We start from the raw sequence: 18,863 nt of genomic DNA, 5'->3' as shown, positions 1-18,863 counted from the left end.
ATATCTGCCGCGGCAAATCGCATTCGGAGGCGCCCTTGACCACCGCTGCCCTCATCGTTGCCGCGGGACGCGGTCGCCGCATGGGAATGGATCGACCCAAGCAGTTCACGGCTTTGGCCGGCATTCCGGTTCTGCGCCGCACCATCGACGCACTTCTGCTCGCGCGGGAAATCGATCTGTTGCGCGTTGTGATACACCCCGACGATCACGCGCTTTATAACGAGGCGGCGGCCGGGCAATCCGATGCCCGCTTGCTTCCGCCGGTCATCGGAGGCGAGACGCGATCGGCCTCCGTTCGGCGCGGGCTCGAAGCACTGGCTGACGATGCGCCGGAAATCGTTTTGATCCACGATGCCGCGCGTCCGTTCTGCAGCGTCGACTTGATCGCGCGTGTTCTGGAAAGCGCGCGGCATACCGGCGGCGCCTTTGCGGCGCTTCCGGTTGTCGATGCGCTCTGGCAAATCACGGATGGCAGCGCCGCACGCCCGGTCGAGCGCGCCGGGCTCTGGCGCGCGCAAACGCCACAGGCCTTTCGTTTTGACGCGATCCGCCAGGCGCATCAAGGGGCCGAGACGGATGCCGCCGACGATGTCGAGATTGCACGCCGCGCCGGTCTTTCGGTCCGCGTTGTCGAAGGAGACGAGCAGAATTTCAAGATTACCCTGCCGCAGGATCTCTCGCGCGCGGAGTGGATGATTAAGCATGGCGGCACGAATGGCTTCATCTCATGACGCCAGCTTGCGCGGCTCCGTCGCGCTTTCCATACAGGACCACTCCAGATCGCCGATATAGCGCTGCGCCATCTGCCCGGCCTCATCGAGCGCGAAGAGATGCAGCCAGCCGTTGTCGAAGAGATCGCGCACCGAGGCGTGGCGACGCAGGATATCGTTCATCGCCTCGCAAGGCGCTTCGATACAGACGCTCAGCCTGAGCGGCTCATGCATCGGAACGTTGCCGTTATGCACCGATTGCCAAGGCAGTCCGGCCCGCAGCACGCCGCCATTGCCCTCGACCACGCCGATCCCGCCGGTGACGTTGTGCAGTAGCTTGTTGCCCCCGCCGAACACGTCCGGCGCGACGGTGGAGCCGTAATATTGCAGGCTGATCCAGCTTGCCACCACCACCGGGGCGGTCAGGATCAGCTCCAGCACGCCGAAATCGCGGTCCTGCCTCCAGTCGTAATCGTGCAGGAAGGCGCGCCCGTTCAGCGCTTTGCCGGCGGTACGATGGCGCGGCGCGGCGATGAAGGCGCGGCAGCCGGCAAGCGCCCATTCGGGGCGCGTTTCGGCCCAGTCGCGGCTGCGCTTTTCGATTGCCCCCGGCCCGGCGGCGCGGGGCAGGCGCAGGGCGCGTTCGGTGCGCGCCAGCTTGCCGGCTTGCGCGAGCCAGCCCCGTGCCTTTCGTAGATCGTCTTCATGGCCGGGCGCGGCGTGCCCGTCTTCGAAGAGCGTCACCTCATCGGTCGTCGTGTCGTGCAGCGCGCCGAGAAAGAGCGTATCGCCCGGCACGTCCAGCCCGCGCGGACGCAGCCCCTCCCGAACCGCCTGATCGTTGAGAAGCCCGGCCAGCACGCGCGCGCTGACAGCGCCGGTATGGCCGCCGCAGGCGCCGCAATGCAGCGCGCTCAGATGCGGGTTGTTCACCGCACTCGCGCCATGACCGGCCAGCAGAACGACCCGCGCGAAGGGGCCGGTGAGCGACATGGCGCGCAGCACCTGTTCGGCCAGATCCACCCGCGCCTCAGGGCCGGGATCGGGGTTGAGCACGGGCGCAGGCTCAGGCTCCGGCGCAGGACGGGGCAGGCCGAGCGCGTCGCGCAGCAGCTTGCCGACATAGATCGGCCCGGCCGCCTCCACGAAAGCGAAGGACGAGACGGCGGCGAATTTGAACCTGTTCCAGGCGCGGCTGCCGCGCGCCTTGATGCACGCGGCGGTCTCGGCGTCCTCGGGCGGCGCGTTGCCCGAGCGGCTCTTGAGCGCGGGGCGCAGCAGGACCGGCAGATGCGCCTCCGGAATGTCCGAGGCAAAGCCGCGATGTTCGAGGGGAAGGCCGAAGAATCCCGCAAAACCAATGGTTTGCGCATCCGGTGCGACGGCTTCGAGGCTGCGGCGGAACACTTCGGAACGCACATCGATGCAGAACGCCGCCTGCAAGGCAGGGCGCGCGGTGCGCGGCGGCGTCGCGTCCTGGGCCAATGCCCCGGCGATCTCGCGCTGCGCGGCGCGCTCGGCGGCGGTTTGCAGGATCGCGTCGATCACGTGGTCGGCATCCGGCTCGGCCGGGCGGGCATAGTCCTGCACCACCTTTTCCCAACGATCCCCAATCTGCGGCCCGAACCGCAGCAAAAGCGCCTCTTCCCAGATCATGCGGATGGCCAGAAGGTCCACGGCGCTCGCATCCGTCTTTTCCGACAGTTCGGCCTGCCAATGCAGGTAACGCGCGTATTGGCTCCATCCGCCCAGCGTCATCAGCAGGCGGTGAAAGTAGAGTTCCAGCGCGGCCTCGGGCAGGGCGAGCCGCTGTGCGGCTCGCACGATAGCGTCGCGCGCCTCGGTCGGGGCGGCTTCGGCATGGGCGGCAAAGCCGGAAAGCCCGGCGATTTCCGGCGTCAGATCATGGCTCGCGGTGGCGCGCCAGGCCGAATAGGGCCCGCGCCGTTGCGGAGCGGCCCAGAGCGCCTGCCCCTCGTCGAACTGCCCGGCGGCCCAGGCGCCGATCCGGTGGGCGATGATCGCGGGCCAATCCATGCCGGTGGCCTCCGCCGCCAGATCGGCCAGCGTCGGCAGCGTGGCAGGGGCCGGTCGCTCCTGCAGCGCGGCGGCGCGGAGCGCATCCGGCCCCGCCGGCACATGCGGCCCCCGTGTCGCAGCCAGCGCGGCGGCCAGATCGGCCTCGGTGATCCGCCCATCCGCGATCCGCTCGGCATACCATGCGCGCGGCATCGTCATCGGCGCACCGGCCACCCGTTCGAGACGCGCGGCGGCCTGTGCCAGCGTCAGGTCGGACTGGCCAAGATAGGGGTTGACGGCGACCGATGTGGCCAGCGGCCAGACCGGCGGAACCGCGCGGATGGCGCGTTCGGTCGCAGCGGCGCAGGTGTAGCTGTAGGCGGTGTCTTTCATGTCCGGTCCTCCGTCTGGAAAAGGGTCTGCGATTGCGGCCTCGCCGCGCGCCAGCCGCCCAGCAACCGGTCGAAGAGCGCGTTGGCGTAAAGCCCGTTGGCCAGATGCACGCGCAGTCCCGCCGCCGCCGGGTGATGCGCCCAAAGCGGGAACATCGCCTGCGCCAGCGCGACCAGCCCGAAGCTCGCCACGGCGAGGATCATCAACGCCCATTCCAGCGATTGCGGCGCCGGGGCGGGCGGCAGCGTGCCGCGCGTGAGCCATTCGGCGGCGCGGTGCAGGGCGAAATATCCGATCGCGGCGGCCACGGAATAGATCGCGGTGATCCGGGTGAGCGCGCGCGGGGCGGCATCGGCAAAGCCCTGCGCAAGCAGATAGGCCACGCCGAAGATCAGGATCGCCCCGAGCGCAATGGCCTGCGGGGATTTATCGACGAAGCCGAAGGCGAACCCGATAACGGCATAGATCGCCAGCGCCACCGCGAAGGCTTTGGACACCGCACCTACCCCCGGCACCGCGATCGGTCCGGGCCGGCGGACCGAGGTGACAAGCTCGACCGCGCTGCCGGAGGAGAGGAACGCATGCGCCTTGTAGAGCGAATGGGCCACGATATGCAGCAGCGCCAGCGGAAAGAGCGCAAGGCCGCATTGCAGGATCATGAACCCCATCTGCGCGATAGTGGACCATGCGAGCGATGTCTTGACCGCCGATTGCGCCAGCATCGCCGCCGCTCCGACAATGGCGGTCAGCCCGCCGATCATCGCCAGCACCGCGAGCATGCCGGGCGACAGCAGCATCACATCGGCAAAGCGGATGAGCAGGAAACCGCCCGCGTTGATCACGCCCGCATGGAGCAGCGCGGAAACCGGGGTCGGCGTTTCCATCACCTCGGTGAGCCAGCCATGGGTGGGAAATTGCGCCGATTTCAATAGCGCCGCGAGGGCGAGAAAGCCGGCGGCCCAATGGAGCCCCGCCGGGGCGATGCCCGCACGCGCGGCGGTGAGGATATCGGCGATGACGCCGGTGCCATAGCCCCAGCCCAGAAGCAGCGCCGCGGCGATCAGCGCCGCGTCCCCGGCGCGGGCGGTGACGAATTTCTTGCGCGCCGCCCGCTGTGCCCCGGCACGGTGCGGATAGAACAGAAGCAGCCGGTGCAGGCAGACGCTCGCCGCGATCCAGGCCAGCACCAGCACAAGCAGCGTGCCTGCCTGCACCAGCGTCAGCACCGCCGCCAGCGTCAGGCACATCCAGCCGGTGAACGGGCCTTGCCGCGACTCGCCGTCCAGATAGCTATGCGTGAAACGCAGGACGACCCAACCGACACCGGCCACCAGCGTCAGCATGACCGCGCTGACGACATCGACGCGGATGCCGAGGCCGAAACCGTCGGGCCCCATCGGGCCGACGGTCGCCGCGCCGCCGGAGATGAGCGCGCCGCTCGCGACCAGCGCAGCGGCCAGCGCCACCAGCGCCGCGCCTTCGGCAAGGCGCGGTGTCAGGCGGGGCCGGAAGGGCGCGCCCAGAAAGGCCGCTGCAGCAGCGGCGACAAGCGCGACGGGGGCGAGCAGGGCAATCGTGTGGAGCATGATGAACCTCTTGGAAATAGCGGACCGCATCAGGAGATAGAGGCAATGGAACGCCAAGAAAAATTCATTGTTCTGGGGCAATCGTTCTGTTTAATAAATCAATGCCCCAGCTCAACTATCACCACCTGCGCTATTTCTGGGCCGTCGCGCATGACGGCAACCTGACGCGCACGGCGCGGGGGCTGAACCTGTCGCAATCGGCGCTTTCCGTGCAGATCAAGCAGCTTGAGGACCAGCTGGGCCATGCGCTTTTCGAGAGGCGCGGGCGGCAATTGCACCTGACGGAGGCGGGGCGCATCGCGCTTGATCATGCGGATGCGATCTTTGCCGCCGGGGCCGATCTGATGGCCTCGTTGCAGGACACCGGCCGCCCGCGCCGGGCGCTTCGGGTGGGCGCTCTGGCCACGTTGTCGCGGAACTTCCAGATCAATTTCCTGCGCCCCATCCTCGGGCGCGCGGATGTCGAGGTGATCCTGCGTTCCGGCGCGCCCTCCGATCTGCTGGCCGCGCTGGAGGCGACCAATCTCGATGTTGTCCTGCTTAACCGTCCGGCGGGCAAGGATGCGATCACGCCGTTCGTTTCGCACCGGCTCGCCGATCAGCCCGTAAGCCTCATCGGAGCGCCCGCGCATATCCCCGAAGGCGTGCCGGTCGAGGAACTGCTGAACACCCGCCCGCTGATCCTGCCGACAGCCGAAAGCGGCATCCGCGTCGATTTCGATGCGCGAGCCGACCGGCTTGGCCTGCGCCCGACCATCGTGGCCGAAGCCGATGACATGGCGATGCTCCGTCTGCTCGTGCGCGAGGGGATCGGGCTGGCCATCCTGCCGCCCATCGTGGTCCGGGACGAGTTGGACAACGGACGGCTGAGGACGGCCGGGCAGATCGAGGGGATCGTCGAGACCTTCTACGCGATCACGACGGAACGGCGCTTTCCCAACCCGCTCTTGCGCGAATTGATCGCCGCGCCCGGCGAATAGGGCGCGGGCGGGATCGCGCCGTATTTGATCTATGTCAAACAGAACGGACATGGTATGTGTAAGCCTAACGTTACACATTGGCGAGGCTCGATATGCGGATTCTATTTGTCCACCCCAACTATCGCTCCGGCGGAGCCGAGATCGCGGGAACATGGCCGCCCGCCTGGGTCGCCTATCTGACCGGCCATCTGCGACAGGAAGGCTTCGACGATATCCATTTCATCGACGCGATGACCGACAACCTGACCGATGCCGATCTGGCGCAGAGGATGGAGGCGCTGTCGCCCGATGTGGTGGCCGTGACCGCCATCACCCCGTCGATCTACCGCGCGGAGGATGTGCTCAAGATCGCACGCGATTTGGTGCCCGGCGCGGTGCGGGTCATGGGCGGGGTTCACGCGACCTTCATGTATAAGCAGGTGCTCTCCGAAGCGCCCTGGATCGACGTGATCGTGCGCGGCGAGGGCGAGGAGATCTGCGCCGAGCTGATGCGCGCCATCGCGGACGGACGCTGGCCGGAGGATCGGCAGAAGATCAGGGGACTCGCCTTCAAAGAGGGCGACCGGATCATCGCCACCCCGGCGGCGAGCACCGTCAAGGATCTGAAGAAGATCAAACCCGACTGGTCCATCCTCGATTGGGAGAAATACATCTACATCCCGCTCGGTACGCGCGTCGCCATCCCGAACCTTGCGCGCGGGTGCCCCTTCACCTGCTCCTTCTGTTCGCAATGGAAATTCTGGCGCGATTACCGCGTGCGCGATCCCAAGGATGTTGTCGACGAGATCGAGGATCTGGTGGACAATCACGGCGTCGGGTTCTTCATCCTTGCCGATGAGGAGCCGTCGATCAACAAGAAGAAATTCGTCGCCTTCTGTCAGGAGCTGATCGACCGGCGCCTGCCGGACCGCGTCAAATGGGGCATCAACACCCGCGTGACGGACATCTACCGCGACCGCGATCTGCTGAAATTCTACCGCGAGGCGGGGCTGGTGCATGTATCCTTGGGCACCGAGGCGGCGGCGCAGATGAAGCTCGATATCTTCAACAAGGAAACCAAGGTCGAGGAGAACAAGGAAGCGATCCGCTTGCTGCGCGAGGCCGACATTCTGGTCGAGGCGCAGTTCATCGTCGGGCTCGACAACGAAACGCCCGAAACGCTGGAAGAGACCTACAAGATGGCCTGGGATTGGCAGCCCGACCTTGCCAATTGGTCGATGTATACGCCCTGGCCCTTCACACCCTTGTTCCAAGAGATGAAAGACCAAGTCGAAGTCTTTGATTTCAGCCGGTATAACTTCGTCACCCCCATCATGAAGCCCGCCGCGATGGAGCGGGGGGAATTGCTCGACGGGGTGATGAACAACTACCGGCGCTTCTACATGAAAAAGGCGCTGTTCCACTACCCGTGGCGCGGCACCGGGTTCCGGCGGCGGTATCTGCTGGGCTGTCTTTACGCCTTCCTCAAGGCGGGCGTGGGGCGGACCTTCTACGATCTGGGCAAGGTCGGCTATACCGGGCCGCAATCCAAGCACAAGCTCGACTTCCAGTTCGACGAGACGCGCACCATCGCCGAGGCGCAGATGGAGGATTGGGAAGCCAGCGCCGACAAGGCCGCCAAGGCGGCAGAGCGGCGCGAGGCGGTAAAGGCGCAGATGAAGGAGCGGTCCATCGTCCGCACGCAGGATTTCAAGATGCCCAATGGCGCGCAGGTGCGTGCCTGCGGCGGCGGAAGCGAGCAGATGGAAGATGTCTGACGAGGCCGCCGGGGCCGTGATCGGCCCAAACGCCGTGTTGCAACTCCTGCCGCAGATCGAACGTATCGGCGGCGCGGCGCGGGTGGCGCGGATGCTCGCCGAGGCGGGGATTTTCGAGGTGCCCGATGGCAGACGCATGATCCCCGAAACGCAGGCCATGCGCTTGCATCAGGTGTTGCGCCGCGACGCGCCCGATCTGGCCCCCGCGCTTGCCGCACGGGCAGGGCGGGCAACGGCGGATTACATCCTCGCGTATCGCATCCCGGTGCCGGCCCGAACGATGCTGAAGCTGCTGCCCGCGCCGCTTGCCGCGCGCGGCTTGTCGCGCGCCATCGTCAGACATGCCTGGACTTTTGCCGGATCGGGCCGCTTCCGCGCCCTCTCGCCCTGGCGGTTCGAGATCGCGCAGAACCCCATCGTGCGCGGCGAGGTCAGCGCGGTGCCGCTCTGCCATTGGCATGCGGCGGTGTTCGCGCGGCTCTATGCCTGCCTCGTGGCGCCCGGTTGCACCTGCGTGGAGACGCATTGCACGGCGCAGCCCGGCCGCGGCATGTGCCGCTTCGACATTCGCCGGTCCGGCGCGACGGCCTAGCTGTCACGCTTGCAGAAACGGCAGGATCGCGCCCGCGACGGCCTGCGGGTTTTCCTCGTGCATCAGATGGCCCAGACCGGGCAGGCGCTGCACCTCGGCGTTCGGAAGGCGCTTCGCGGCACGATCCGAAACCTCGGGCGGCACGGCGCTGTCTCTCTCGCCTGTCAGCATCAGCACCGGATTGCGCAACTCCCCCAGCCGGGGCAGCAGCCCGTCCAGATCCCATTGCGCCATCATCGACAGCGTGCCATCGACATGCGCCCGGTCGGCCACGAGCCGGCGATAAAGCGCGATATCCTCATCCGGGAGCGCGGAGCCCGTCCCGGCGATCAGCCGCGCGACATTCGACCGGCTGGAGGCGGCGGCGGCAAAGAGATCGGCGGTGAAGGGCGTGGCGGCCAGAAGCTTCGCCAGCCTTGGAAAGAGCCATCCGGCCACGCCCTCGAACCGCGACAGCGCGGCGTTGATCGTCACCACCCGAAGCGCGGGATCGCCCGATTGCAGCGCCAGGTTCATCGCGATGGCGCCGCCGGCAGAATGGCCGATCACCCCGTGCAGCACCCATCCTTCGGCGTCGATGAGCGATGCCAGATCGTTGGTCATACCCTCCAGCCCGCTGCGCTGCCGCGCGCCGGATCGGGTGAAGCCCTGGCCCGGCAGATCGATTGTGACGACGTGGAAGCTGCGCGCGAGGATGGGGGCCAGCCCGCGCCAGCTATGGCTCGCGCCGCCCGCGCCGTGAATCAGCAGGAGCGTGGGGCCGATGCCCATCTCCTGCACATGCCAGCGATGCGGGCGATGCGGCACGAGGCGCGAATGCTCGCTCATCGGCCAGCCTTCGGCATCCTCGGGCCAGCGCATCAGGCGTCCAGCGCGGCGCTGACGGCCGCGGAAATCCGGCCCGCATCGGCACGCGGGAGCGCGAAGTGGTGCCCCTGCATCGCATCCGCCAGGGCGCGCAGCGCGGGTTCGGGCCGTGTGCCGCTATCGATCACCAGCGCCTCCATGCCTGAGGCGCGGATGGCGCGCGCCATGTCCAGTGCATCGGACGCGGCGGCGCCGCGATCCGCCGTGCCGTCGAGCGCGATATTCGCGCGCCCGTCGGTGAGGATCGCAAGGGTGGGCGTCATGCCGCGCCGCCGGGCGGATTTCGCCATTTCGAGCGCCTCGCGCAGCCCGCGCGCCAGCGGCGTCGCCCCGCCGCCGGGAAGGCCGGCGAGCTGCCGCTTGGTGCGCAAGAGCGAGCGGGTGGGCGCGAGCAGCACCTCGGCTTCGGCCTTTCGAAAGGCGATCAGCGCGACGTGATCGCGCCGCGCATAGGCGGCGGCGAGCATCAGTTCCACCGCGCCCTTGGCCTCGGCCAGCCGGGTCATCGCGGCGGAGCCCGACGCATCCACGACGAAGATCAACAGCCGGTCGGAGGGCTGTTCGTAGCGGCGCAGGTGAATGTCGGCGGGGCGGATGCGCAGCGGCCCGCCTTTCGGCCTGCCGCGCGCGGCCTGCCATGGCGCGGCGGCGCGCAGCGTTGCCACCAGATCGAGCCGCGCCGTGCCGCCCAGCCGCCCCTTGCGCGGCGGCACCGGACGCCCCCGGCGGTTGCCGATCCGCGCATCGCCCGTGCCGGTGCCGCGCGCGGCGCGCGCCTTGCGGGCGGCGATCCGGGCCAGCATCCCCTCGGGCAGCTGCGCCAGAACCGCCTCGATGGGCAGATCGGTTGGTGGGTTGTCCTCGGGAAGGCTCTCGGCCTCGCTGCCGGGGTCGCGCGTCTCCTCGGGCTGGGGCGGGGCCGGGGGCGCGCCGGGCTCGGGCAGGTGCGTGGCGCGCGGGGCGAGCACCAGCAGGCAGGCCAGTTCGATATCCTCCGCCGCGATCACCGCGCGGCCCTTCAGCGCGGCATGGGCCGCCGCCGCGCGCAGCGCCAGCCATCCGGCACGCGCGCCCGGAACGCCGAAGGCTTCGGCCAGCCCGGCAATCTCGGCGATCTGCGCATCCTGCGCGCGCGGCAGGGCGGCGGGGCCGGGCAGGGGTGTCTCCACCGGGCCGATCGCCGCCAGCGGCACGGCCTCGAGATCGACATGAAGCGCCAGCCGGTCGGCCAGCGCGGGCGGCACGCGCTCTTCATCGCCGGCGCTTTCATCGAGCGCGATCAGCGGATGCGCCCGCCGCGCGTCCAGCATCCCGGCGAAACGCGCGGCCAGTCGCGGCGGCGTGCGTTCGGCCATTGGCAGGATGAGCGGGCCGTCATGCGCATCGAGCCCGGCGCGCAGTTCGATCCGCCCCGTCGCCAGCGTAGCATCGATATCCAGCCCGCCGAAAAGCGCATCCTCCGGCATCGCGGGATGCAGCCGCGCCGATCCGTGCTCCAGCGCGCGCAAAAACGCCTCCCGCGCGGGACCGGCGCGGGCGCGCAGGAGCACACCGCCCAATCCGCCGGGATCGGCGCAGGCCAGATGCAGCGCGATCACCGCGCGCGCCCATTGCGCTTCGGCGCCCATCAGCCGAGCACGGTTTCAATGACCCGCCCCACGCGCGCCTCCGAGCCCGCCTCGTCGAGCGGATCGCGGCGCATCCGGTGGCTCAGCGCCAGCGGCGCGGCGGCGCGGATATGGGTGCGGGTGATCGCGGTATCGTCGCGGAACGCGGCATAGGCGCGCGCCGCTTTCAGGAGCGCCAATTCGCCGCGTATCCCGTCCGATCCCAGCGCAAGGCAGAGCTCGGCCACATCGCGCAGCGCCGCTTCGTCGGGCGCGAGATCCCGAAGCGCCTTGCGAGCAGAGAGGATCTGATCGCGGATCGTCGCATCCTCGGCCTGCCAGCGCAGCATGAAAGCCGCGTTGTCGTTCTCGAACGCATCGCGCCGGCGCAGAACCTCGATCCGCAGGTCGATATCGGCGGGCGAGGTCACATCGACCGACAGGCCGAACCGGTCGAGCAGTTGCGGGCGCAGCTCGCCCTCCTCGGGGTTGCCCGATCCGACCAGCACGAAGCGCGCCGGATGGCGGATCGACAGCCCCTCGCGCTCCACCATGTTCTCGCCCGATTGCGCCACGTCGAGCAGCAGATCGACGATGTGATCCTCCAGCAGGTTGACCTCGTCGATATAAAGATACCCGCGATTGGCCCGCGCCAGCAGCCCCGGCTGGAACGCCTTTTGCCCGTCCACCAGCGCCCGCTCGATATCGAGCGCGCCGGTCACGCGATCCTCGCTCGCGCCGAGCGGCAGATCGACGACCGGGGTCGGGATCTCATGCGTCCGGTTGGTCGTTATGCCGGCCCAGTCGGGGCAATCCGCAGGGCTGGCCGAATTGACGGGGCAGCCCTCGATGGCGGTGATCGGCGGCAAGAGCGCGGCCAGCGCGCGCACGGCGGTCGATTTGCCGGTGCCCCTGTCGCCGAAGACCAGCACGCCGCCGATGGACGGGTCCACCGCCGTCAGGATCATCGCCAGTTTCATGTCGTCTTGCCCGACGATGGCGGAGAAGGGAAAGGGTTGGGTCATGCAGCAGCCTTGAGCGGGGAGACACCGTTCCAGGTGCCGATATCGGAGTGAATGGCGAAGCGCGCGTAAAGCTCTTCGCGGAACCAGTTTTCGCGCCGAACGGCCTCGATCGCCTCGGCATGGGGGCCGGTGCGGGCGAAAGCGGCCATCGCTCTGGTATCCGGCCAAATGGAGAAGGTCACCTGATGCAGCCACGGCACCTCGCCGATGCCGATCTTGAACAGAACCCCTGTATCGGCCCCGATCACCGATGAGATATCCGGCACCCGCCGCCAGAACCGCGCCGCGATGGCGGGACGGATCGCGGCGCGCGTGAGCGCGGCGAGCGCGGTGGGGGGCGGGCCATCATGGCTGACCGCGAAGGGCGTTCTGTCCGACCATTTGCCGCGCACGGAGGTCGGGCTGAGGAACACGGTCCAGCTTTCGGCAGCGCGGTCGCGGTAGCGGGCGAAGATATCCGCGCCGCAGATTTGCGCGCGGGCGGTTTCCGCGTCCGGCCATGTCGCGAGGATCGCGTAGACGGACAGGTTCGGCCTTGGCGTGAACCCTTCGCCGGTGCCCGATCCGCAAAGCTTCCAGAAACCGATCCCCGGCACCCGCGCCATCGCGCCGCGCGCGAGGCCCATCATCGCGAAGGCCCAGGCGCGACTGCGCAGGCTGTCGAAGCGATGGAAGCTGAGTGACACGATTTGCCCCATGAGGCGACTCCCGGTGGCGTCAACTTAGTCTGACACATCTTCCGGCGATGGGTAAAGTATCAATTGTTCGCGAAAAGAATATTGGATTTTGCGCATCCGGCGGAGTTTTGTTGTAAAAGCAGGTTTACACCTGTAGGCTGAGACGGAACGAGTCACGAGGTGAGCCATGGCAGGCGCAGGCAGCACGGCAATAGTGATCGGCGCAGGGCTGGGCGGGCTCGCCGCCGCCATGCGGCTCGGGGCGAAAGGCTATCGCGTCACGGTGCTCGACAGGCTGGACCGCGCAGGCGGGCGCGGCACTTCGATCCTGCGCGATGGCCACAGGTTCGATCTCGGCCCGACCATCGTGACGGTGCCGCAGCTTTTCGAGGAGCTGTTCGCCGCCTGCGATGCCGATTTCCGCAAGGAGGTCGATCTGCGCCCGCTCGATCCGTTTTATGAAATCCGCTGGCCCGATGGCACGCGCTTTACCGCCACCGGCGATAGCGAGCGCATGGCGGCCGAGGTCGCGCGGCTCAGCCCCGGCGATGTGGCCGGCTACCGGCAGTTCCTCAAGGACAGCGAGGCACGCTATGCCTTCGGCTTCGAGGAGCTGGGCCGGCGTCCGATGAACAAGCTGATGGATATCGTCAAGGTGCTGCCTACCTTCGCGAGGCTCCGCGCCGACAGGTCTGTCTATGCCCATGCCGCCGCGAGGGTGAAGGACGAGCGCCTGCGCATGGCGCTGTCGTTCCATCCGCTCTTCATCGGCGGCGATCCGTTTCACGTTACATCGATCTACGCGCTCGTCTGCCATCTGGAGAAGGCCTTTGGCGTCCATTACGCGATGGGCGGGGTGCAGGCGATTGCCGATGCGATGGTCCGGGTGATCCGCAGCCAAAGCGGCGCGGTGCGGCAAGGCGTGGAGGTGGACGAGATCACCGTGCAGAACGGCGCGGCAACCGGTGTGCGGCTGGCCGGCGGAGCGCATGAGCAGGCCGATATCGTCGTCAGTAACGCCGATGCCGGGCACACCTACACGCGCCTCTTGCGCAACCTGCCGAAACGCCGCTGGACGCCTGCCAAACTAGCGCGCAAGCGGTGGTCGATGGGGCTCTTCGTCTGGTATTTCGGCACGCGCGGCACGGCGATGAAATGGCGCGATGTGGGGCATCACACGATCCTCAACGGTCCGCGCTACAAGGGGCTGGTGCGGGACATCTTCATGAAGGGCCGGCTGTCGGACGACATGAGCCTTTACCTGCACCGCCCCTCCGTCACCGATCCGGGCGTCGCACCGGCGGGGGATGATACGTTCTACGCGCTCTCTCCGGTGCCGCATCTGGGCGGTGCGCACCCGGTCGATTGGGCGCGGGAGGCGGACCGCTACCGCGCCATGGTCGCCGCCGCGCTCGACAAGGTGATCCCCGGTTTCGAGGCGCATCTGTCGGCCTCGGAAGTGTTCACCCCCGAAGATTTCCGCGACAGGTATCTGTCGCCCTACGGGGCGGGCTTCTCCATCGAGCCGCGCATCCTGCAAAGCGCGTGGTTCCGCCCGCATAACATCAGCGAAGAAGCGCGCGGTCTTTACCTTGTGGGTGCGGGAACGCATCCCGGCGCGGGCCTGCCCGGCGTGATCTCCAGCGCCGAGGTGCTGGCCCGTCTGGTGCCCGACGCACCGGCGGCGGCGCAGCGATTGGCGGCGGAATGAGCGGGGCGATCCATCCCGCCGATCTGGCCCATTGCCGGCAGGCGATCCGCAGCGGATCGCTGTCGTTCCACACCGCTTCGCGTGTCCTGCCCGCCTCGATCCGCGATCCTGCGCTCGCGCTTTATGCCTTCTGCCGGCTGGTCGATGACGAGGTGGACGAGGGCCGCGACAAGGCCGCTGCGGTGCTGGCGCTGAGCGAGCGGCTGGACCGCGTCTATGCCATGGCGCCGCGCGATGCGCCCGAGGACCGGGCGTTTTGCGCCATCGTCGCGCAGCACCGGATGCCCCGCGCCCTGCCCGAGGCGCTGCTGGAAGGGCTGGCCTGGGATGCGGCCGAGCGGCGGTATGACGATTTCTCCGGGCTCTGCGCCTATTCCGCACGCGTCGCGAGCGCGGTGGGGGCGATGATGTGCGTGCTGATGGGCGTGCGCGACCGACATGCGCTGGCGCGTGCCTGCGATCTGGGCGTCGCGATGCAGCTGACCAATATAGCGCGCGATGTCGGCGAGGATGCCGCCGCCGGGCGGCTTTACCTGCCGCTGGACTGGATGGAGGAGGCGGGCCTGAGCGCCGAGGCGTTCCTTGCCGATCCGCGTGCCAGCCCGGAATTGCGCGTTCTCGTCGCGCGGCTTCTGGCCGAGGCGCGGCGGCTTTACCTGCGCGCGCAATCGGGCGTGCCGCGCCTGCCGCCGGGCGCACGCGTCGGCATCTATGCCGCGCGGTTCATCTATGCCGCCATCGGCGGTGCGCTTCGGCGGCAGGGCTTCGATCCGATCACCGCCCGCGCAAGCACCGGGCGGCTGCGCAAGGCCGCGCTGCTGGGCAAATCGGCAGGCTATGCGGCGGGCTCTTTCGTCATGCCGCAACCGGCCACGCTCTATGCGCCGCCGCTCGCGGAAACGGCGTTCCTTGTCGATGCGGTCGCGGAGCGGGATGGCACTGCGCCCTTCTGGGGCGCCGGGCGCGCCGGATCGGTGCTGCGCGCGCTGGCGGAACTCAGATCGCGCGATCCGGTGGCTGGACAAGAGGGCAGGCGGGCCTGATACTGACGCGCGGTCGGGCAGGGGTGTGACGCATGGAATTACTCAACTTCTTCATCTTCCTCGCCGCCTGTTTCGGCGCAGGCGTCACCGGAGCGGCCTTCCCGCCGGGGCGCTGGTATGAGAAGCTGAACAAACCCTCATGGACGCCGCCCAACTGGGTGTTCCCCGTGATGTGGACGACGATCTATCTGCTCATCGCCTTTGCCGGGGCACGGGCGTCGGTGCTGCCGGGCAATGACCTCGCGATGGCCTTCTGGGCGGCGCAGATCGCGCTCAACGCGCTTTGGACGCCGATCTTCTTCGGGTTGCGGCGGCTCAAGGGCGCGCTGCCGGTGATCGGCTGTCTTTGGCTCGCCGTGCTGGGGGCAACGGTGACGCATTTCCAGCTCGACCTCTGGGCCGGTCTGGCCTTCGTGCCCTATCTCGTCTGGGTCACGATCGCCTTCGCGCTGAACCTGACGGTCGCGCGGATGAACCCGGACGTGACCCCGCTGCGCCCCTCCGAGATCGACGTCTGAGCCTATCCGAAGCGCCACCGCTTGCGGCGCGGCACGCGCATGGCGAGCATCGGCTTGATGAGCGCGGAGGCGTAACGGTCCAGATCGAGTGCCTCGTGCATGCCGGTGACGGTCTCGCCGCCCAGCCGCGTTTCGACGACCGAGCGGGCATAGAACGGCGCATCGAGCATCGATGTCACGATCCTTGGCGCATGGCCCGCATCGGCCCGCATCTCCAGCGGCAACCGCCAGCCGCTATGTCCGAAGCGGGTTCGGGGCGGGGCGGCGGTTTCCTCCGCGCTTCCGTTGGGATTGAAATGAAACGCCCGTTCGGCGGATGCGCCGCCGCGCAGATGCGCGTCATAAACGCAGAGCGCCCCGTCCCTTGCGGGGAAGCGGCCCCATGTCCAGAACCGGAAATCGCGCTCCAGCGGGCGGGTGCCGAAATTGGCATCGAAATAGCCATGGCCCGACCACGCCCGCTCCGGCGCGTCCAAATCGACATCGATCCGGCAGATCGGCGCGAAGGGCCGCCAGACATGCGCCCCATCCGCCGTCAGCGGAAGCTCCACTGAGGTGAGCGCCGATGGCGTGACCGTGACTCGCCCGCGCAGGCGCGCAACGCGCGGCAGGCCGGATATCTCGTTCAGATCGATGATGAGCCGTGCGCCGTCCCATCGCATCGAGGAGGGGCCGATGGTCAGACAATCGCGCGACCGGCGCAGCGCTCCGCGCCCCCGATCGGTCATGGCGAACCGTGCGCCCGGGCCGCTGGTCACGACGTTGATGCAGCAGTGATCTTCGGGATCGCCCCGCCCCGACCACGCATACCAGGGCGAAAAGACCGTTCCTATGAAGCCGATGATCGAGATCGCCTTTGCGCCGCCGTCGGCGATCCCGTCGATATACCACCACGCATAGCCGCCGGGCGGGATATCGAGGTCGAAGTTAGGTCGGTCAGAATCGCCTCTGCCGCATGCCGGGCGGAGAGCGTCGCCATCGGTAGGCCCGCTCCCGGATGCGCGCTGCCGCCGACGAGGTAGAGCCCCGGCAGACGGCTGCGCGCCGCCGGGCGGGCGAAGGCGGCCATCATCCCCTGCGGGGATCGCCCGTAAAGCGATCCGCGACTGTGCGGGGAGAGCGTGTCGAACATCTCGGGCGTCGTCAGATGGTCCTCCCCCGGCGCGGGGTGAAGGCTCAGCCCGAAGCGGCGCAATGTGGTCAGGATGATCTGTCGGCATAGCGTCTTGTCCGTTTTCGTGCCGGGGGCGGCGTTGGCGATGATTTCGAAGCGTTCGATCCCGCAGGGCGAAGGCCCTCCGCCGCGATCCTGCGCGCAGATATAGAGCGTCGGGTCCTCCGGCATCCGCCCCTTTGCCAGCGCGTCGAATTCCGCACGCGGGTCGGCGCTGAAAAATACCGTGTGATGCGCAAGAGGCGGGCCTTCCACGCGGGCGGCGAAGCTCAGCACGTTGGCCGAAAGGCTGCGCGGCTGCGCCGCCTTGGGCGGCACGGCGGCCATCGCGCGCTTCCCGAGCGCCCCGGCAAGCAGCGCATTCGGATCGCCATTGAACAGCACCGTGCGCGCCGGGACCGTGCCGGCGCTGGTGGTGACGCGGGCGGGCCGGTCGCTCTCCCAGCCGATCCCGGTGACATGGGCGCCGTAGTGGAACACCGCGCCCCGCGCCTTTGCCAGAGCCTCAAGCACGCTTGCCAGCCGGTGCATCCCGCCCTCGATCCGCCAGACGCCGGAGCGTTCGGCATGCCAGATCAGTGCCAGCAAAGCCGGCGCGGCATAGGGCGAGCCGCCGACATAGGTGGCGTATCGCCCGAAAAGCTGCGCAAGGCGCGGTTCGCTGAAGGCATTGCGCAGCAATCCGGCCAGAGTGCGCATCGGCGCAGCCGACAGCGCCAACGCCGGGTTGCGAAGGGCATGGCGGGTCAGCGCGGAAAGCCGCAGCGACGGCGCTTGCATCACCGGCGCGTCGAACCCCTCGAACAACCGTTTCGCGCGGGCGGAGAAGGCGAGGAAATCGGACCGCGCCCGCGCGCCGAAAGCAACTTCGACATTGGCGGCGCTCTGCGCGTGATCGGCGCAAAGATCAAGCCCGGTGCCATCGGGCCAATAGTGCCGCGCGAGCACGGCATCTGCTTGAAGCGTCAGATGGTCCTCCAGCCTTTCCCCCACATCGGCGAAAAGCGCCTCGAAAACCGGGCGCAGGGTCAGCACGGTCGGCCCCGCATCGACAGGCCCGGCGGACGACGGCGTCGTGCGGAGCTTGCCGCCGGGGGTGGCGTGGCGCTCGAGCACAGTGACGTCGCAGCCGGCATACGCCAGCCGCAGCGCCGCCGCCAGCCCGCCGATCCCGGCGCCGACGATCACGATGGGATGTTGTGTGACCATGCGTTCGGCCCGCCTTTCGACTCTGGATTATTGACAGCCAGGGACAAACTGTCCAGTGTAGTTTACACATGGATGTTTGCTTTGTCTGACATTTCCCCGACGAGGAGGAGCGATATGGATTTTTCCGAACGGATCGAAAGCGCCGTGGCGCGTGCCGTTGCGCGATGCCGCGATCCGGCCGCGCCGCAGCGTCTGGGCGCGGCCATCGACTATGCGGTGATGCCGGGCGGCGCCCGGATTCGGCCCACGATCCTGCTCGGCGTTGCGACCGCCTGCGCCGGCGGGCGGGCGGAGATCGAGGATGCCGCCGCCGCCGCGCTGGAGCTGATCCATTGCGCCTCGCTCGTGCATGACGACCTGCCCTGTTTCGACGATGCCGACACGAGGCGCGGCAAGCCTTCGGTGCATCGCGCCTATTCGCAGCCTCTCGCGGTGCTGGCCGGTGATAGCCTGATCATCCTCGCCTTCGAGGAACTGGCGCGGATCGGCGCTCTCGATCCCGCGCTGTCCTCGCGCCTTGTCCTCAGCCTTGCGCGCCGCACCGGGATGCCCGGCGGCATTTGCGCGGGGCAGGGGTGGGAAAGCGAGGGCGAGATCGATCTCGCGGCCTATCACAACGCCAAGACGGCGGCGCTTTTCATCGCGGCGACGCAGATGGGCGCCATTGCCGGCGGTCAGGATCCCGCCCCCTGGGAAGAGCTGGGCGCGCGGATCGGCGCGGCCTTCCAGATCGCCGACGATCTGCGCGACACGCTGCTGAGCGTTGAGGAACTGGGCAAGCCCGCCGGGCAGGACGATCTGAACGGGCGGCCCAACGCGGTCGCGCAATTCGGTGTGCGTGGCGCGACCGAGCGTCTGAAGGACAGCCTCGCCGGGGCAATCGCCTCGATCCCCTCCTGCCCCGGAGAGGCCGCTCTCGCGCGGATGGTGCAGCACTACGCCGAACGGCTCTCGCCCGTGCCCGCCGCCGGGCACAGCGTTCCGGGCGAATAACC

At 68.3% G+C, this 18,863-nt stretch carries 16 protein-coding genes; 8 read left to right on the top strand and 8 right to left on the bottom strand.

Features of this window, described 5'->3' with window-relative positions; all coding sequences use genetic code 11:
• Positions 1-35: 35 nt before the first annotated feature.
• The gene (ispD, locus tag M3465_RS12460) at positions 36-731 is read left to right on the top strand and encodes a 2-C-methyl-D-erythritol 4-phosphate cytidylyltransferase (RefSeq protein ID WP_249502090.1); all 696 of its coding nucleotides are present in this window, start codon (positions 36-38) and stop codon (positions 729-731) included.
• On the opposite strand, the gene M3465_RS12455 is transcribed toward ispD, so the two are convergent.
• Together M3465_RS12455 and M3465_RS12450 are read right to left on the bottom strand one after the other, a co-directional pair.
• Entirely contained in the window at positions 726-3,122 is a 2,397-nt protein-coding gene (locus tag M3465_RS12455) for a YbcC family protein (protein ID WP_249502089.1), read from the bottom strand. The two genes, ispD and M3465_RS12455, sit on opposite strands and share 6 nt — an antisense overlap.
• Positions 3,119-4,708, bottom strand: coding sequence for a proton-conducting transporter transmembrane domain-containing protein (locus M3465_RS12450; RefSeq protein ID WP_249502088.1), 1,590 nt, complete (start codon positions 4,706-4,708; stop codon positions 3,119-3,121). Before M3465_RS12450 ends, M3465_RS12455 begins: the two co-directional genes overlap by 4 nt.
• A 101-nt stretch (positions 4,709-4,809) precedes the next feature.
• Between M3465_RS12450 and M3465_RS12445 the strand changes: the two genes are divergently transcribed.
• From M3465_RS12445 to bchJ, 3 genes are all read left to right on the top strand, one after another.
• Positions 4,810-5,688, top strand: a complete 879-nt coding sequence (locus M3465_RS12445; RefSeq protein WP_249502087.1) for a LysR family transcriptional regulator — start codon at positions 4,810-4,812, stop codon at positions 5,686-5,688.
• Positions 5,689-5,780: 92 nt separating this feature from the next.
• Complete coding sequence (bchE, locus tag M3465_RS12440; RefSeq protein ID WP_249502086.1) at positions 5,781-7,445, top strand: magnesium-protoporphyrin IX monomethyl ester anaerobic oxidative cyclase; 1,665 nt, start codon at positions 5,781-5,783, stop codon at positions 7,443-7,445.
• On the top strand, positions 7,438-8,037 hold the full coding sequence (bchJ, locus tag M3465_RS12435; RefSeq protein ID WP_249502085.1) for a bacteriochlorophyll 4-vinyl reductase: 600 nt from the start codon (positions 7,438-7,440) through the stop codon (positions 8,035-8,037). The genes bchE and bchJ overlap by 8 nt, the downstream gene beginning before the upstream one ends.
• 3 nt (positions 8,038-8,040) lie before the next feature.
• Here bchJ and bchO read toward each other — a convergent pair whose 3' ends face one another.
• The 4 genes from bchO to crtA are packed head-to-tail and all read right to left on the bottom strand — an operon-like array spanning position 8,041 to position 12,234.
• Positions 8,041-8,898, bottom strand: coding sequence for an alpha/beta fold hydrolase BchO (bchO, locus tag M3465_RS12430; RefSeq protein ID WP_249502084.1), 858 nt, complete (start codon positions 8,896-8,898; stop codon positions 8,041-8,043).
• The gene (locus tag M3465_RS12425) at positions 8,898-10,532 is read right to left on the bottom strand and encodes a magnesium chelatase subunit D (RefSeq protein WP_249502083.1); all 1,635 of its coding nucleotides are present in this window, start codon (positions 10,530-10,532) and stop codon (positions 8,898-8,900) included. Before M3465_RS12425 ends, bchO begins: the two co-directional genes overlap by 1 nt.
• Positions 10,532-11,536 (bottom strand): magnesium chelatase ATPase subunit I, encoded by a 1,005-nt coding sequence (bchI, locus tag M3465_RS12420; RefSeq protein ID WP_249502082.1) that lies wholly within the window; start codon positions 11,534-11,536, stop codon positions 10,532-10,534. The genes M3465_RS12425 and bchI overlap by 1 nt, the downstream gene beginning before the upstream one ends.
• Positions 11,533-12,234 carry a spheroidene monooxygenase gene (crtA, locus tag M3465_RS12415; RefSeq protein ID WP_249502081.1) on the bottom strand — a complete coding sequence of 234 codons (702 nt, stop codon included), beginning with the start codon at positions 12,232-12,234 and terminating at the stop codon, positions 11,533-11,535. Before crtA ends, bchI begins: the two co-directional genes overlap by 4 nt.
• A 166-nt stretch (positions 12,235-12,400) precedes the next feature.
• Between crtA and M3465_RS12410 the strand changes: the two genes are divergently transcribed.
• The 3 genes from M3465_RS12410 to tspO are packed head-to-tail and all read left to right on the top strand — an operon-like array spanning position 12,401 to position 15,485.
• Positions 12,401-13,924, top strand: coding sequence for a phytoene desaturase (locus M3465_RS12410; RefSeq protein ID WP_249502080.1), 1,524 nt, complete (start codon positions 12,401-12,403; stop codon positions 13,922-13,924).
• Positions 13,921-14,967: a phytoene/squalene synthase family protein gene (locus tag M3465_RS12405; protein WP_249502079.1), complete on the top strand. Its 1,047-nt coding sequence runs from the start codon at positions 13,921-13,923 to the stop codon at positions 14,965-14,967. Before M3465_RS12410 ends, M3465_RS12405 begins: the two co-directional genes overlap by 4 nt.
• 32 nt (positions 14,968-14,999) lie before the next feature.
• A complete protein-coding gene (gene tspO, locus M3465_RS12400) occupies positions 15,000-15,485 on the top strand; it encodes a tryptophan-rich sensory protein TspO (RefSeq protein ID WP_249502078.1) in 486 nt (161 codons plus the stop codon).
• A 2-nt stretch (positions 15,486-15,487) separates the two neighbouring features.
• Here tspO and crtC read toward each other — a convergent pair whose 3' ends face one another.
• Together crtC and crtD are read right to left on the bottom strand one after the other, a co-directional pair.
• Positions 15,488-16,360, bottom strand: coding sequence for a carotenoid 1,2-hydratase (gene crtC, locus M3465_RS12395; RefSeq protein ID WP_349305045.1), 873 nt, complete (start codon positions 16,358-16,360; stop codon positions 15,488-15,490).
• Positions 16,315-17,868 (bottom strand): 1-hydroxycarotenoid 3,4-desaturase CrtD, encoded by a 1,554-nt coding sequence (crtD, locus tag M3465_RS12390; RefSeq protein WP_249502077.1) that lies wholly within the window; start codon positions 17,866-17,868, stop codon positions 16,315-16,317. Before crtD ends, crtC begins: the two co-directional genes overlap by 46 nt.
• A gap of 114 nt (positions 17,869-17,982) precedes the next feature.
• On the opposite strand from crtD, the gene M3465_RS12385 reads away from it, so the two are divergent.
• Positions 17,983-18,861 carry a polyprenyl synthetase family protein gene (locus M3465_RS12385; RefSeq protein WP_249502076.1) on the top strand — a complete coding sequence of 293 codons (879 nt, stop codon included), beginning with the start codon at positions 17,983-17,985 and terminating at the stop codon, positions 18,859-18,861.
• The last annotated feature ends 2 nt before the right edge of the window (positions 18,862-18,863 follow it).

It is taken from the genome of Marivita sp. GX14005 (assembly GCF_023370775.1).
Classification (GTDB): Bacteria; Pseudomonadota; Alphaproteobacteria; order Rhodobacterales; family Rhodobacteraceae; genus Marivita.
Note: the sequence above shows the minus strand (reverse complement) of the source record. Positions and strands in the feature narration are given on the sequence as shown.